General features: G+C 41.2%; 17 protein-coding genes. 1 reads left to right on the top strand and 16 read right to left on the bottom strand.

Annotated elements, in window-relative coordinates; all coding sequences use genetic code 11:
- Nucleotides 1-24 precede the first annotated feature (24 nt).
- The gene (locus E6139_RS08450) at nt 25-615 is read right to left on the bottom strand and encodes a DJ-1/PfpI family protein (protein ID WP_316402622.1); all 591 of its coding nucleotides are present in this window, start codon (nt 613-615) and stop codon (nt 25-27) included.
- 142 nt (nt 616-757) lie between these two features.
- Here E6139_RS08450 and E6139_RS08445 point away from each other — a divergent pair, with 142 nt between their 5' ends.
- Nucleotides 758-1,174 (top strand): Lrp/AsnC family transcriptional regulator, encoded by a 417-nt coding sequence (locus E6139_RS08445; RefSeq protein WP_316402621.1) that lies wholly within the window; start codon nt 758-760, stop codon nt 1,172-1,174.
- Between the two features lie 41 nt (nt 1,175-1,215).
- Here E6139_RS08445 and rsgA read toward each other — a convergent pair whose 3' ends face one another.
- The 15 genes from rsgA to E6139_RS08370 form a co-directional block, all read right to left on the bottom strand.
- Entirely contained in the window at nt 1,216-2,556 is a 1,341-nt protein-coding gene (rsgA, locus tag E6139_RS08440; RefSeq protein ID WP_316402620.1) for a ribosome small subunit-dependent GTPase A, read from the bottom strand.
- A 458-nt stretch (nt 2,557-3,014) separates the two neighbouring features.
- Nucleotides 3,015-3,845 carry a PHP domain-containing protein gene (locus E6139_RS08435; protein ID WP_316402619.1) on the bottom strand — a complete coding sequence of 277 codons (831 nt, stop codon included), beginning with the start codon at nt 3,843-3,845 and terminating at the stop codon, nt 3,015-3,017.
- Between the two features lie 38 nt (nt 3,846-3,883).
- Nucleotides 3,884-4,642 (bottom strand): phosphonate C-P lyase system protein PhnL, encoded by a 759-nt coding sequence (locus E6139_RS08430; RefSeq protein ID WP_316402618.1) that lies wholly within the window; start codon nt 4,640-4,642, stop codon nt 3,884-3,886.
- Nucleotides 4,620-5,801 (bottom strand): phosphonate metabolism protein PhnM, encoded by a 1,182-nt coding sequence (gene phnM, locus E6139_RS08425; protein WP_316402617.1) that lies wholly within the window; start codon nt 5,799-5,801, stop codon nt 4,620-4,622. Before phnM ends, E6139_RS08430 begins: the two co-directional genes overlap by 23 nt.
- A 15-nt stretch (nt 5,802-5,816) precedes the next feature.
- The gene (locus E6139_RS08420) at nt 5,817-6,668 is read right to left on the bottom strand and encodes an ATP-binding cassette domain-containing protein (RefSeq protein ID WP_316402616.1); all 852 of its coding nucleotides are present in this window, start codon (nt 6,666-6,668) and stop codon (nt 5,817-5,819) included.
- Nucleotides 6,665-7,501: an alpha-D-ribose 1-methylphosphonate 5-phosphate C-P-lyase PhnJ gene (locus E6139_RS08415; protein WP_316402615.1), complete on the bottom strand. Its 837-nt coding sequence runs from the start codon at nt 7,499-7,501 to the stop codon at nt 6,665-6,667. Before E6139_RS08415 ends, E6139_RS08420 begins: the two co-directional genes overlap by 4 nt.
- Nucleotides 7,501-8,592, bottom strand: coding sequence for a carbon-phosphorus lyase complex subunit PhnI (locus tag E6139_RS08410; protein WP_316402614.1), 1,092 nt, complete (start codon nt 8,590-8,592; stop codon nt 7,501-7,503). The genes E6139_RS08415 and E6139_RS08410 overlap by 1 nt, the downstream gene beginning before the upstream one ends.
- The gene (gene phnH, locus E6139_RS08405; protein ID WP_316402613.1) at nt 8,593-9,159 is read right to left on the bottom strand and encodes a phosphonate C-P lyase system protein PhnH; all 567 of its coding nucleotides are present in this window, start codon (nt 9,157-9,159) and stop codon (nt 8,593-8,595) included. It lies immediately after the preceding gene.
- A gap of 2 nt (nt 9,160-9,161) precedes the next feature.
- On the bottom strand, nt 9,162-9,593 hold the full coding sequence (locus E6139_RS08400) for a phosphonate C-P lyase system protein PhnG (RefSeq protein ID WP_316402612.1): 432 nt from the start codon (nt 9,591-9,593) through the stop codon (nt 9,162-9,164).
- A 34-nt stretch (nt 9,594-9,627) separates the two neighbouring features.
- Nucleotides 9,628-10,515, bottom strand: a complete 888-nt coding sequence (locus E6139_RS08395; protein WP_316402611.1) for a PhnE/PtxC family ABC transporter permease — start codon at nt 10,513-10,515, stop codon at nt 9,628-9,630.
- Nucleotides 10,515-11,309 (bottom strand): phosphonate ABC transporter, permease protein PhnE, encoded by a 795-nt coding sequence (phnE, locus tag E6139_RS08390; protein WP_316402610.1) that lies wholly within the window; start codon nt 11,307-11,309, stop codon nt 10,515-10,517. The genes E6139_RS08395 and phnE overlap by 1 nt, the downstream gene beginning before the upstream one ends.
- A gap of 8 nt (nt 11,310-11,317) precedes the next feature.
- A complete protein-coding gene (gene phnC / locus E6139_RS08385) occupies nt 11,318-12,070 on the bottom strand; it encodes a phosphonate ABC transporter ATP-binding protein (RefSeq protein ID WP_316402609.1) in 753 nt (250 codons plus the stop codon).
- A gap of 18 nt (nt 12,071-12,088) precedes the next feature.
- Nucleotides 12,089-13,117 (bottom strand): phosphate/phosphite/phosphonate ABC transporter substrate-binding protein, encoded by a 1,029-nt coding sequence (locus tag E6139_RS08380; protein WP_316402608.1) that lies wholly within the window; start codon nt 13,115-13,117, stop codon nt 12,089-12,091.
- Between the two features lie 527 nt (nt 13,118-13,644).
- Nucleotides 13,645-14,025, bottom strand: coding sequence for a VOC family protein (locus E6139_RS08375; RefSeq protein WP_316402607.1), 381 nt, complete (start codon nt 14,023-14,025; stop codon nt 13,645-13,647).
- A gap of 40 nt (nt 14,026-14,065) precedes the next feature.
- Nucleotides 14,066-15,013: a LacI family DNA-binding transcriptional regulator gene (locus E6139_RS08370; protein ID WP_316402606.1), complete on the bottom strand. Its 948-nt coding sequence runs from the start codon at nt 15,011-15,013 to the stop codon at nt 14,066-14,068.
- Nucleotides 15,014-15,048: the final 35 nt, after the last annotated feature.

Here is a 15,048-nt window from a genome sequence, read left to right as displayed (position 1 = left end):
AATTTTGCCCGAATTTGCGAGTTCTTAACGAGAGAAGCCCATTCTTCTTTTTACTTCCTGTGTATTTTCTTGATTAGTCAGCTTCTCTAATAAAAGAAAAGCAACATCTAATGCCGTTTCAGGAGAGGAGGAAGTAATGATGTTGCGATCTTCGACAATTCGCTCATCTGACTTAACCTGTACCCCTAATGCTCGCATTTGATCCTGTCGGGGATTATTTTCGAAGCGATAGGTCGTGCCTGCTCGATTCGTTAAAACACCGCTTTTGGCGACAGCCAACCCCGCTACACAAATAGCTGCGATTGGTTTCTCCTGTTGATCGAAATAACGGATAACGGCCAAAAATTCTTCGCTAAACGCATCTTCATAGAAGTTCGCTTGCTCAAATCCTCCTGGAATCGCTAACGCATCAAACTCCTTCAAATCAATTTCATCAAGCTGACGCATAGGGATACAAGAGTGTCCCCAAGTACACTCTAAAACAGAATGCAATCCAACCGAAACAAGCTCCGTGCTCTGATCCCCTTCATAAAGATTCCAGCCAAACACATCGGTAAAAACACTCGCTTCGTAAGATTCAAAACCATTGGCTAATAATAATAAGACTTTTTTCATTTGACTTCCTCCCTTTCGTTTCATCTATGATAAAGTATAAATAATTGAATCGACAGTCAGTTTGTAATGTCTTTTAGGCGAATCACTTTACAAAAAGAAAGTTTTTCGGGGTTTTACTTAACATATGAAAGGTTGATGCAAAATGGATAAAACAGATAAAAAAATATTGAATCTGCTGAAGGAAAATGCCCGTGCTCCCTATAGCGAAATTGCTCAGCAAGTCTCCCTTAGTTCTCCTGCTGTAAAAGAACGCATCACTAAAATGGAAGAACAGGGCATCATCGACAAATACACCATTAATATCAACTATCAGAAGATGGGAAAAAGCATTACGGCTTTCATCCTATTTGAAACGGTCAATTGCAAAGCCTTTCGCGAATTTTGTGCCAAACAAAAAATGGTATTGAAATACTACCGCATCGCTGGGCATTATAGCTATCTAGTAAAGGTCGTGGCTGATAACATGGAACATTTAGAGGAATTCATTGACGAAACGATGCGTTTTGGTACGCCTTCCACTCATATCGTTTTCTCCTCTGCCGCCAATGACTCTATTTAGAAAAAAGAAGCCGCTCAGAAAAAAATCTGAGTGGCTTCTTCTTATCCTAATTTAAACGGCGGATGCTTCAAGGCTTTTTCAGCTAAGCCGATCAACAACTTCTGATTGTCATCCGCAGCAACGCGATTCGTTTTTAGCGTCCCACAATCTCGGCAGCGATGAATGATGGCCCATTCGCCATCTGCTTTTGACCAAATACTAATCGGTTCCATCTTTCCTTTACATAAAGAGGAACGATCGCCTGGCCGGTTGTCTACATGGAGACTAACCAAACAATGTGGACAGTGGTTGCGATGCTGACTGCCGGCACTTTCTGGATTCGCCGACATGCCACATTCTTGGCAAATAAAACTTTCGGTACAGGCATTCATTTGATAATTATTTTTTAATTGGCGCACAAATTTACTGATATCTTTCAGCCAGATCTCTTTTTCTCGTAAATAAGCCGTTTTATCATTAGTATATTTTGCTTCTGCATGAAGCTTCAAATAGCTTTCCCAACGATCTGGCGATAGTTCTTGATTACGCAACGCTTCTTTGACGGCACAGCCCGGCTCACTTTGATGGCGACAGTCGTTGAATTTGCATTTGCCAAAGTACGCTTCAACATCCGCAAAGCTTTCTTCCAGACCTTGACGAACATCCCACATGCCAACTTCACGCATCCCGGGAGTATCTATCAATTTCGTTCCATTATCCAACGTAAATAATTTGCGATGGCTCGTCGTATGACGGCCGCGGCCATCTTTTTCGCGAATCGTCTGTGTCTCCATCACTTCTTTTCCTAATAAGCGATTGATTAAGGTAGATTTTCCTACTCCAGAGGAACCTACCAATACGATTGTTTTGTCTGATTGAAAATATGGCTCTAGTTCGGCAATTCCTTCACCTGTTTGCGCACTGATTGCGTGAACATCTGCTCCCAAGGCAATCTCTTGTGTCGCCTTGAGTTGGTCAGAATAACCTTTTACCTGATCCATTTTAGTTAACAAGATAATTGGTACTCCGCCTGATTGCCAAGCAAGTGTCAGATAGCGTTCCATACGCCGTAGATTAAAGTCATGATTCAACGATTGCATGATGAAAATATAATCAAAATTGGCCGCGATCATTTGTTCTTTGCCATTAAAAGAATCTAGCCGGGACAACGCTGACGTTCGCGGCAGCGTTCGTAAAATAATACTTTGATCCGCTCCTCGCCAATCAACGGCGACATAATCACCAGTAGTTGGATAAGCTTCTTGTTTATTATTATAGCGTCCACGCTTGACTCTGGCGAAGCCTTGACCTTTTTCAGTGGAGATTTCAAATAAATCTTTATAAACAGCTGTAATTTGTGCGATTGTTTCAGCTGGGTCGTTTCCGATAGTGTTTGAATTCATATAGTTGTTTTTCTCCTAATTTCATGTTCTTTTTTCTCCTATTCATGTGAAATACATTTACTTCCGATAGCATAGACCATTCTCCTTTTTAGATATTCGTTTTTTCCAGAGATATCTGCCTCGAAAATAAATTCTTCACCTAAAAAATAGACAAAAAAGACGATAGTCATACTATCGCCTTGAGAATACAAAAATACGATTCATTCGACAGATATCACTTCTACAAGCACACCAAATAAAACAACGTTCATTCGGCTATTCAGCTTATTGATTAGATACCTGTGACACTCACAAAACATACTCCATTCGTTATATAGGTGTTTGATTTATTTTCCCCAACAGTATAACAAAACGAAGAGAGAGAAATCAACTTTAATTTCATCGTAGTCCAAAGATGATTCTCTTATGAACGTTTGGAATGGCTAACTTTATTGTTATGATTAACCAAAGCTGTTGTATTATTTTACATAGCTATTCAACCGCAGACATTCAGGAAACTCACGAGCATCATTAATTTGAGATTCACCAAAAAAGTCTGGTCCGTACTCTCCATGGAAATCAGAACCGCCAAAGCATTTCAGATTGTATTTTTCAAGCAATTGTTGGACCCTGCGTTGATCTTTTAGGTTATGATCTGGATGATATTTCTCGATTCCATCCAAGCCAAAAGAAACTAGCTCTTCAATGAGATCATAACTATCTAATTGACCTGGATGGGCTACGACTGCTAAGCCGCCGCCTAATTTGACCGCCTCAATCGCTTTGAAAACATCCACATATTCGATGTCCATTTCAGCTACCCCATTATTTTTGAATAACTGGTAATAGATAGGCCCGTAAATGGCTGTCTCGTAGCCTTTATCTATTAATGTATCCATAACATGCTGTTTATAGACAGCCGTTGAATTCTGCGCTTTTTTCATCACTTCTTCTAATTCGATTTCATACCCGACAGATTGAATCTTTTTTACTTGCTTTAGTGTGTTGGCAGTACGTCTTTCCAGCAAAGGGGCACAAATTTTTTCGACGTATTCAGGAAATTTTATTCCATATCCTAAGATATGAACTTTCCGATTTCTTTTGAAATCGTAGGCACTAATCTCGATTCCTTCTATATAATTGACTGGTGATTGAGCAAAAACGTCCCTCAATTCGTCTGTTCCCGCGAATGTATCATGATCCACTATTGCAATATCGGAGATTTTATTTTTAATTGCTACAGTTAATAGTTCGCTAGGTAAAAACGTCCCATCTGAATAGCAACTATGTACATGAAGATCGGCCTTCATAGTTCCTCCCTCTTAAAGTGTGATTATTTGATTAATAACTAAATAAATGAACCTTCTTGAATATTAAATTCTTGATCACATAAGCCTTCCATAAATTCCAGATCATGAAAGATACCAATCATAGTTGTACCAGAAATCTTTAATTGTTCAATCAGTTCTCTAACTTTTTCTTTTGAATGCTGATCCAATGACGCCGTTGGTTCATCGAGTAAAAGCAGATTCGGTCGTTTTACCATCGCTTTTGCAATGTTCAAGCGCAATTTTTCGCCACCAGAAAATGTATTGGGAAAAAGCGGCCAAAGCTCTTCTTTGATTTCAAAATGGTTCAGAATTCTCTTTGTTTCATTGTGTGCATTCTTTTCAGTATCATTTGCTTCTAATGCGGAACGATATACAATATCATACGCTGTGATGCGGGGCAATGTTTGTAAGAATTGCGATACATAGCCGATTTCATATTGCCTGATTTGACAAATCCTGCGTTCATCTAATTGAGCCAAGTCGACCGAACCAAATAGCGGAGATTGGTAAAGTATTTGCCCTGCTTGTGGCAGATTGGTGCGATAAATGCAACGTAAAATCGTTGATTTACCACTGCCGCTTTTTCCTGTGATACCGACAAAATGACCCTTTTCGACTGCGAAGCTGATGTTTTGGCAGCCGGAGACTTTTTTATTTACATTGTGTAAAATAAAGCTTTTTGAAACACTCTTTAGTTGTATAAGCGGAGTAGTCAGCATTGTGTCGCCCACTGAGCCAGCCTTTGTTTCGGTTCTATATTCTGTAAGTTGTTTCATTCACTAAAACTCCTTTTACAAATGTATGTGTAACTACTGGGATCTTGTTTCCGGCGTAATCAACAATCAGCAAATCCGCCATTTTTCCAGTAGTGATGCTCCCAACCTCATGATCAATACCGACGGCCTTCGCTGGATTTTCACTCACTAATTTGACAGCTTCATGGAGTTCCACGATTCCTTCTTTCCATAAAGTGAATACTGCATGGAGCATGGCTGCGGGATAATAATCACTGCATAAAATGTCGATCAAGTTTACTTTGACCGCTTCTTTGACTGACAGATTGCCAGCGTGGGATTTTCCAAGCAGAACATTCGGTGCACCGCCAACAGTAGACAGCCCTCTAGCCTTTGCTTCCACGGCTATTTCTAAGGTAATCGGAAATTCGGAAATACAACTGTTAAGCTGCTCAACGATGTCTAATTTTTCTAACGAGTCATCATCATGTGAGGCAACAGGGATCTCGTTTTCATGAGCAATTGCCGCAAGCTCCGTCAAATCCTCCAGTGTCAGCTTTTCTGCTGTCATTGCATTGGCTAGAATATGATTAGTCTTCTGAGTATCTCCGTCATGGTATCCCGCCAGAATCAAGCGATAGGTTTCCAAGTCACGGTATTGCCCTTGACCAGGAGTATGATCCATCAGCGAGAAAAGCTGTATTTTACCTGTTTTTAAAAGTGATTTGACTAATTCAAGCTGTGAAAAGTTATCAATCTCATAGCGTAGATGCATCCGATGATGAATGAGATGCGCCTTGTGGTTGCTCTCACTGATCAGGTCCAATAATCTGATCACATTATCGCTGCTGCGGATTGGATTTTCTTTGAATACTGTTTTTCCGCTTAAACTTAAGGAATGAAACATCGTTGTAATTCCATGAGTCAAAAGTTCTCGCTCTGCCTCGTATAGAGCCAGCTCGAAGTCGATCAAGGAGGTTGGTCGCGGAGCAGCGATTTTTTCAATGTAGTCGGAATGGAGATCTACAAATCCCGGCATAATCCACCCACCTCTTGCATCAATAACAATGAGGTTGCAATCTTTTTTAGGCAGCGCGCTATCTTTTCTAATATCAATGATTTTTTCATTTTCAATTAGAATGGAATGATGTTCAACCACTCCTGCCTGAGTGACAATTTTTCCATTTGTTATTACATACATCGTCCTGCTCCTTTTTTAAAGTAATGAATACACAAGCTGCTGTGTATAGGTATGCTGCGGATCTTCAAGAATCTGATCAGTCAAGCCGCTTTCGATCACTTCTCCGCCAAGCAAGACATAGGTCCGCTGCGCAAGCATCCGAATCACACCTAAATCATGGGAGACAACCAACATGCTGACTTGGTATTCCTGTTGGATTTTTTTGATGATATCTAATACTACCGCTTGAACAGAGAGGTCCAGCCCGGTAGTTACCTCATCCAGAAAAAGAATCGGTGGATTGGTTGAAAGTGCCTTGGCAATTTGGACTCGCTGCTGCATGCCGCCAGAAAAAGCCTTTGGCGCTTCCTTCATCCGAAACTGCGGAATATTGACCTCTTCTAGTAAATTGCCGCCGATCTGTTGCATCTCTGATACATTGCGATTTCCACTGGCGATCATTTTTTCTGCCACATTTGCGATCGCAGAGAAATTCATTTTTAATCCAAGATAGGGATTTTGATAGACCATCCCAAAGAACTCATTTCTTAATTTACGCTGCGCCTGAGAGGATAATGCATAGATATTCTCTATCTCAGGCTCACTGATTGAAACGGTCCCAGAGGTAGGCTCCTCATCAAAGTACAAACATCTCATCAAAGTTGATTTTCCTGATCCGGATTCACCTACGATTCCAACAATTTCTCCCTTGAATAGATCAATGGAAATATCTCGACAGGCATAAACGGTTCCGCATGCTGGACAATAATTTTTTTCTAGTTTTCTAGTTGCAGCATTCTGACATTGAGAACAGCCTTTTCCATACTGTTTATTCAGATGTTCAATCGATAAAATCGGTTCTTCGCGTTCAAAGTCGTGAATAATCATCGTGTTCGATTTCTCCTCTCAGTACATAAGCTCGTGTCATTGCATTGATGAACCACCTGATGATTTTCATCGAACAATTCATCCATAAAGACACCCTTTGTTCCGCATAAATGACAACTTATTTCAGAGAAATCTTCAATCGCGAATGGACGATCTTCAAAATCAATCGATTTCACTTTTGTATAGGGAGGAACAGCAAAAATCTTCTTTTCCCGACCTGCACCTAATAAAATCAACCCCTCATTCTCCAGCATTTTAGGATTATCAAAACGCGGAATCGGCGAAGGAGTCATCAAGTAACGGTCATTTACAATGACAGGATGTTCCGCTCCAGTCGTCGTGACACCATAGCGCATGATTTGATCGAACAGCATCAGCCAAGCACCGGTGTACTCCTTATCAGCATGCAACCGCTTGGTGATATATTCACTTGGTTCGTAGGAACGCAACGGCTCACATACTGGAACCTGAAGAACTAGGATTTGTCCTTTTTTCAACTTCTTCTCTGGAATCCGGTGACGCGATTGGATGAGAGAGGCCATTTCAGTATCGGAGGTTAAGCCAATTCCTGTTGTTTTTTGAATTAACTTTTTGATATTAACTGCATTGACGCTCTCATCACTTCCTTGGTCGATAACTTTTAGAATATCCGTTTTCCCGACTAGTGATAGAGTTACCTGCAGTCCACCTGTTCCCCATCCGCGACCAATTGGCATCTCTCTTGAACCGAAAGGGACTTGATAACCAGGAATAGCGATCGCTTTTAAAATTGCGCGACGAATTTCACGTTTTGACCCTTCATCAAAGAATGCAAAATTATACTGTTGTTCCATCAGTCCTCACCTCGCTCGTGCGTTTTACGAATACTATCCAGTTTGGATTGAAAGGTGACATAGTGAGGAAGCTTCAAATGGGACAAAAAGCCTGTCGATTCAATGCTGTCAATGTGATAGAGAACAAATTCCTCATCACCTGTCGGCAGTTCCTTGTTCCCTTCTTCTAATCCATAATCCAATATTCCCATTGAGATAGCCTTTGTTTCATTTCTGCCATAAACAAATCCATAGCCGATTTCAATCTCCATTTCCTCCTTACCGTTTTTCTTAACGGTCTTAGGGATATACATCTCAGCTTCGGTTATTTCTACTTTTCCGAGATAGTAAGGATCATCTGAATCATTTTCATCCGCGTAATAAATAGGAACATTCCCAACTCGTAATTCGCCGACAGTCGGATGTGCAGCACCATATCCGCGAATGATCGAATACGCGAAGGCCATTAAGGATTGGGACATTCCTCGGCTGAGAATTTGCAGCCGTTCGCTTCGCTTGGTTGGAAATTCCAGGACCTTTTTCGTCATATCGATCGGTTCAGTATTATCCTCTGGCAGCTTATTCAGTATGCCCTGATTCTGCAAATAATCCGAAACTTTTTCATATTTTCTTAGCTCTGCTGTTTTGAAGTCATTCCCTTCCGAAGCAAATTCGGCAAGCAGCTGCTGCACCTGTTCGTGATGCTCATCCTCATCCGAAAAGTCGATTAGACGATGCATGTAATCATAGGTTGCCCCCAGCATTTGACCACCGGGAATATCCTTGAAGGCCGCTGAAATTCTTCTCTGAACCAGCATATCTTTAGCAGTATCAATAATTTCTGAATACCCCATCCGTTCTAAGGTGGAACGATAAGCCCTAAGCAGAAATACCGCTTCTTCAACAGAGCCTTCTGCCTGCCGTAGAGCACGTGCGGCTAAATTAGGGGCATAGAGTGACGCCTCACTCATGACCTGGTCGACCAATAATTTCATATTTGCTTCGATCGCTGCGATTTGAAGCTGATCGCCATGTTCGATTTTGCGGTATTCCAGCAGCTTGAGACTTGCTTCGATCGCTTCTTGTCCACCTTTGACTGCAACATAAGCCATTTACGCTACCTCCTTGATCAATGTGGTTCTGGGAATACACATGATCACCAGCTGCTTATCAATCAGAATTAAATCGACCCCTAAAGGATATTCCCGATTCAACTCTTTCCGAACACGCAATAGCTCTGTCAATTGTGCAGGCAGCTCAATATTTTTTTGATCATTGATTCCGGGGCCTTCAATCTGATAGTGAATTCCCTCAGTCGACAGCGAGTCCAGCTCAACAATGATCGTTGCTGATTTTTGCGGATCAATCAAATCACCAATCTTAGCTTGTCGCAGCTCTACTATCTTTTCATCAAGAGCCGCCGCTCCAACAAATATAAAATCCGCATCAGAAACTGTAGTCGGATAACTGCGAAATTCTTGCTGGATGTAGGCTTCCTTTGCTGCATCAATCCCTAAAGTAGAAAAGCTTACTTCCTGATCTAGAAGGGTGGCTGCTAAAAGATATATGCCTGATGTAATTGGTTCAGTAGCCTGAAGCTCTTCTAGTTGTCCGCGTTCACCAACATAGGAGTTTAAGTGGACCAAAGTTCGAAATACTTGTTGTGTCTCATGAATCATGTCTACTCCTCCACTTCCATCACTTCAAAGGAAACTTTTGTTTGATCAATCAAATATTGTTGATGCTTCAGCTCTTTTAGAATCAGCTCCTTATGCTGTAGGATGAGTGTATCCCATTGAGCCTTTACCGAATCGGAGAGCTGATCATATGCTGCGTCGATAACCGCTAGGTCAAGCGCCTTTTGATAATTTTCTCCGCAAATGATTCCTAAGCCGTTTTTATTCTGAATGCTCGCCCTGGCTCTGGTAACCAAAGTCTCTCCGCCATAAAATAGCGAATTCTGAGCAGACTCTCTGACCTTATTCATAATCAGCATTAATCGTGGTGTTTCGCGGATCTCTACTTTAAAAAGAGCTCTTGCCTGCGCAGCTAATTCTTCAGTCATCGTTGTTTGATCCTCCACCAGTACCCATGTTCGTTCTTTTCGTCTCATACAATATCCTTTCATTATCCTGATTCGTTCTTTCCTAATTTTTCACAATATAATTGGATCGAAGCTTCATAGAAATCAGCTCTAATGCCGCAGCCACGATTAACACCATGTAGACCATGACACCAATTTCGTGCAAATCAAAGTAGAAGCCGCTAGCCATCGCTAATTGAAACCCTAATCCGCCAGCTCCAGCTGCCGCTCCGACTGCGATTGCATTGGTAAAATTGATTTCAAAGCGAATGAATGTCCAAGAAAGCAAAGCCGTGATACAGGATGGCAGAACCACCTGAAAGACAATCTGCCACCAAGTCGCACCGCTAGCCTTTAGCGCTTCGATGACTCCCTCGTCCATCTCCTCGATACTTTCTGAATAAACCTTCGTTAAATAAGCAACACTGTGAAAAAGCATCCCGATGACTGCCGCATTGGAACCCAGTCCGATAATAATCGAGAAAATCAATACCCATAATATAGTGGGAACTGCACGAATAAAGGACATCACCACTCGTATCACAGTCGATAATCTTTTCGATGACAAATTGCAGGCGGCAAGTAGACTGAGAAAGAACGCGACTATCGCTCCCAACAATGTTGTCACAATCGACAAACCGATCGTAATACCCAGCGCTTCAACCAGCGATACCAATGAAAAGCGGCCAGATAAATGAGGCTGAAGAAAGATGCGTCGAATATCGGCAAAAAACTGTTTGATCGCCTCAATCACAACAACATCGCCATAGTCCATCGTGGCAAATGTCAGCACAGAAATGACTAAAAGTGCCAGCATCAATCCCCAAAGAATCAAACGATTCTTTCCCCATAGACGAATTTTTATTTTTTTCCTGCGACTGCGAAGAATATGGATACTCTCCGCTAAATTTGGGGATAACGGATAAACGGCTTCTTCCTGAGGTGTTTCCATTAGATAATGATCCTCCTAACTGTATTTGAAAATAGTTCAAGCCCGATCACCACGACAATGATTGTCAATATGATCATTCCTGTAATATCGTATTCGAATTTCTTGTAGTAGAGATCAAACAAAAAGCCGATTCCCGTACCAGTCAAAATTCCTACCAGGGTAGCATCACGAATATTGTTTTCAATTAGAAAAAGAACCCAGCTAATCAGCTGGCTGCCGACCATCGGCAAAACACCTTGAAAAACAATTTGAAAAAAGGATGCGCCTGTTGCTGTTAATGCTTCAATCGTACTGCCGGCCACCTCATCAATCGTCTCCATAAATGAACGAGTCAAATAGCCAAAGGTAGAAAAGAAAATCGCTAAATACCCAGTGAACTCACTTTGTTTGAAGCTGATGAGTAAAATCATCGCCCAAACCACGATCGGCATATTCCGAAAGAAACTTGCTACTATGTGTGCCAAGGCTTTTACTACAGGATGGATACCTGTTTCTCGAGACCCAAAAATCGCCATAAATAATGCGAAAACAGCCGCTGTTGCCGTAGCTGTAATAGACATAAGAATCGTCTGGATTAATCGCGAGACTATCATTGGCAAATAGCTCACCGATTCTTCTGTGGGAATAAAATTCGTAAACAACCAGCCAAAGCCGGCTGGGATCGAAGGAAGTGATGTAAGCAAATCAAAATTGATCCCCATTGCAGAAAGGCTGTAGAGGATCAAAATGAAAAGCAGCAAGCAAATCATCATCTTCTTTCTTTGAGTAAAAATATCTTTTTGCACTTTTTCCATCGTTTTCCTCACACTAGTAGTTCTTTTGATAGATAGATTTCGTTGATTTGCTCTGAATCTAAGTGTTCAGGCAGATTATCAAAAACGATCCGACCATCCGTTACACCAATAATGCGGTCTGAGTAGTTGATCGCGACCTCTACCTGATGAAGGTTGACCAAGCAGGTAATGTTCATTTCAGTTGTGATTTTTTTTAGATAATCCATGACCACTTTAGAAGACTTCGGATCTAGTGAAGCAATCGGTTCGTCGCATAAAATCAATTCGGGTTCCTGCATCAATGCTCGCGCGATCCCGACCCGTTGTTTTTGTCCCCCGCTTAATTCATCGCAGCGGGTATAAGCGAATTTGTCCAAGCCAACTCGTTTCAATAAACGAAAGGCCTGCTTCTTTTCATCTTCGGTATATTGTCCTAAAGAACCACTGAGACTTGACTTATAGCCAAGTCTCCCATGCAACACATTTTCAATCGTTGTCAAACGACTGACTAAGTTGTAATGCTGAAAAATCATGCCGATTTTGCAGCGATTTTTTCGCAGCTGTTTCTTGTTGTTTTTCATTAAATCTATTCCATTAAACCGAACTTCTCCTTTATCGGGCACCACCAGCTGATTAATACAGCGTAGCATCGTGGATTTTCCGGCACCAGAGGGTCCAATCACCGAAACAAATTCACCCTTATGAACGGAAAAGCTGACGTCCTTCAACGCCTGTTTTCCATTGCTGTATGTCTTAGAGATATCCTTCACTGTCAAAAGCATCTTTTCACTTCTTCCTGATTATTTTGATAGTTCTCTGATGGGATCATAAAACTTGTCTTGTACCTCTAAGAAACGTTCATCGCCTTCTTTGACGAAAAGTGCTGCCTGATCTGAATCCTTTGGTGCAAAGATATCTTCATTTTCCGCAACTTCTTTTGAGGTTAATGCTTCTACTACCTGATCAATCTCTTTTTGGCTCATTACTTTTGTATTTGCCGCAATTGGCGCATTCAGAACTGGCGTAGATAGAATAACTCGTGCTTTCTCACCTCTGACGGTATCAAATGGTGCCTCTGCATCATCTTTTACTTGGTAAAGCATTCCTGTTTTGTTTTCTTCACCATCTGCCACATCAAAATATTGCGGCAGGTTCATAAATGCAGCAGCATCCGCATCGCCTTTTAGTAAATTGACAGCCGATCCTTGATGAGAACCGCCGAACAATACCTTGTCGAAGAATTTTCCTTCATTGATCAGCTCATCCGAGTCCTTCAAGCCAAACTCTTTTACAATAGCGCTGCTTGGAACCTTGAATCCTGAAGTTGAGCTGTTCGAAACAAATGAGAAGGTCTTTCCTTTAATAGGATCAATCGTATAACCGTCGCCAGATTGATAGTTCTTTTCATTTTCTTCCTTAACCGCGATAAAACTGTAATACAGCGCATCTTCCAGCGTCCCACTTGCGCCTGAGTTGGTAACGATCGGTTTCACATCAGGGTTTTTCTTGTGGGCTTGGATATAGCCTTCCGCTCCCATTAACGCCAAATCCGCTTGGCCATTTGCAATTGACTCGATAACAATGTTGTAATCCGTTGTCGTAACAATTTTTACTTTGCGTCCCGTTGCATCAGAGATAATATCTTTTAACGCGTCCCGGGATTTTTCAAACTCTGCAGCCGATTCATTTGGATAAAAAATAACTTTCAAGGGTGAGTCTTTCTTTTGTTCTGCTGTCGCATTGCCATTGCCATTCCCACAGCCTGCTAATCCTGTTACAGCTAAAGCAGCCACCATCACTAAAATCATCTTTGAAAAAATTTTCTTCATCATTACAGCTCCTTAATTTTCTTTGGTACAAGTTAAAGTATATGTAAGCATTGTGTAGGTCCAATATGATTCAAATTTTATTTTTGTAAACAATGTAAATCTTATGTAAATAGAAATACGACACGGATTATTGGTAAAACTACTAATCTAATCACTTAAATCGACTGGTTAAATAACGATTTTTATAAAAACAAACAAAACAGACTGAATAAGCCAGACCGAAAATTAACAATGTAGCGATGAATAGGCTTTCATTTCCAGCTCGTATTTTCAGTATAATTAGGTTTCTTACTCAACCTTTTAATAATTGCTGTAAATTTAGCAAGTTGAAAGCTCCCATCATTCAGTTGGATTTTCCCACGAGAAATAAGCTGGCACAAAAATGTGACAGCTTGAATAGCTCTTCTAACAATTATTGATTCCCCTATCAACTACTATTACTATTCGGATCTCTATCAACTAATTTTTAAACTCGTTCTGCGACCAAAAAGCAGCAGCCGATTGTTCTTCGACTGCTGCTCGTAGTTTTAATCTGTTGTCAATTCAATCAAGTTGCCTTCCGGATCCTGAATCACCGCTTCATAATAGCCGTCACCAGTGGTTCTCGGTCCGTTCAATAATGGGAAACCGTCAGCTAAGAATTGTTCGACATAGTTATCGACATCATCCTTTGTTCCCACAGAAATTGCCATGTGAGTATAGCCTAAACTTTCTGCTACACGATTCGATAGATGCTGTTTAGACGTCAGCTCCAAGCGGCTGCCTGAATCAAAGCTGACAAAGTATGATTTGAAGCCAGTCTTTTTATTGTGGTAAAGCTCGGTACTGCTGACGTTAAAGTATTTTTCATAGAACGCCTTCATTTTTTCTAAATCCTTTGTGTAAACTGCTACGTGTTCAATATGCATCGTTAACTATCCTTTCTTGAATCCATTTTTTGGTTAAAAGCTATCTTCTAATAAAGCGTGGCTCCAGCGCCACGTTTACCATCCCTTGATCTGATAAAATATAATCGACCACCGCTGAGCCCACTTCATTCGGTAAAAAATCAATCGTAGAAAAATTCAGCAGCTGACTGTATGGCTGGTTGCCTTCGCCAATAATTTGATAGTCTCGCTTATGAGTAAATCCTAATTCCTGCAAAGCGCTGATCATCCCAGCCGCTGTGTCATCAGCGTTCGCATAGATTACTTCAGGAATCGGCACGACCTTAAAGGTTTCCTTTGCCCAATAATAGCCGCTGTCATAGCCTTCAACACCCGTAAAAAAATTCTGTCCTTCCACTACTTTTCCAAAATACTTCTCATAGCATTCAGCTTTATCTTTGGCACTGGTGCTTTGAGAGAGATCTCGTTTATTTGTGAAAACAACCTTGGTAAAGCCCTGTTCCGCTAAATCCTGAAATAAAGCATCATAGGCCTTCTTTCGATCGGGATAGATCATGGGTATCTTAGGATTCGCGACCTTTTCTGTGGAGACGATCCGTCCTCGTGATTTAAGCTTGGTCCAATTGTCTAAATTACTCGCGCGGGAAGACAAAACCAAACCGTCGATCATTCGTTTTTCCAGCAGGGAATAATACTCGTTCTCCGTCTTTTCATCATAATAAGTAGGCAAAAGTAGAACTTGATAGCCCTTTTCTCGCGCATGAAACAGCAAACTGTTAACGAGACGATCATAGCAGGAGCTGTTGTAAGGCAGCGTAACGCCCAGCGTGTAATTTTTTCCCATACTCAGTTTCACCGCATTGCCATTAACCACATAACCGGTCTTCTCGATCGCTGCCTGAACCTTCTCTCTGATATCCTCTGAAACATATTGATGATTATTGATCACCCTTGAAACAGTGGTCTTAGATACGCCGGTCATTTCAGCGATATCGCGAATATTTGCCAAATGAATCCCCTCCTCCCATTATCATACCTTACTTC

Origin of the sequence: Enterococcus sp. (genome assembly GCF_032555305.1) — a bacterium.
Lineage (GTDB): Bacteria > Bacillota > Bacilli > Lactobacillales > Enterococcaceae > Enterococcus_A.
This window is presented reverse-complemented; position numbering and strand designations above follow the sequence as displayed.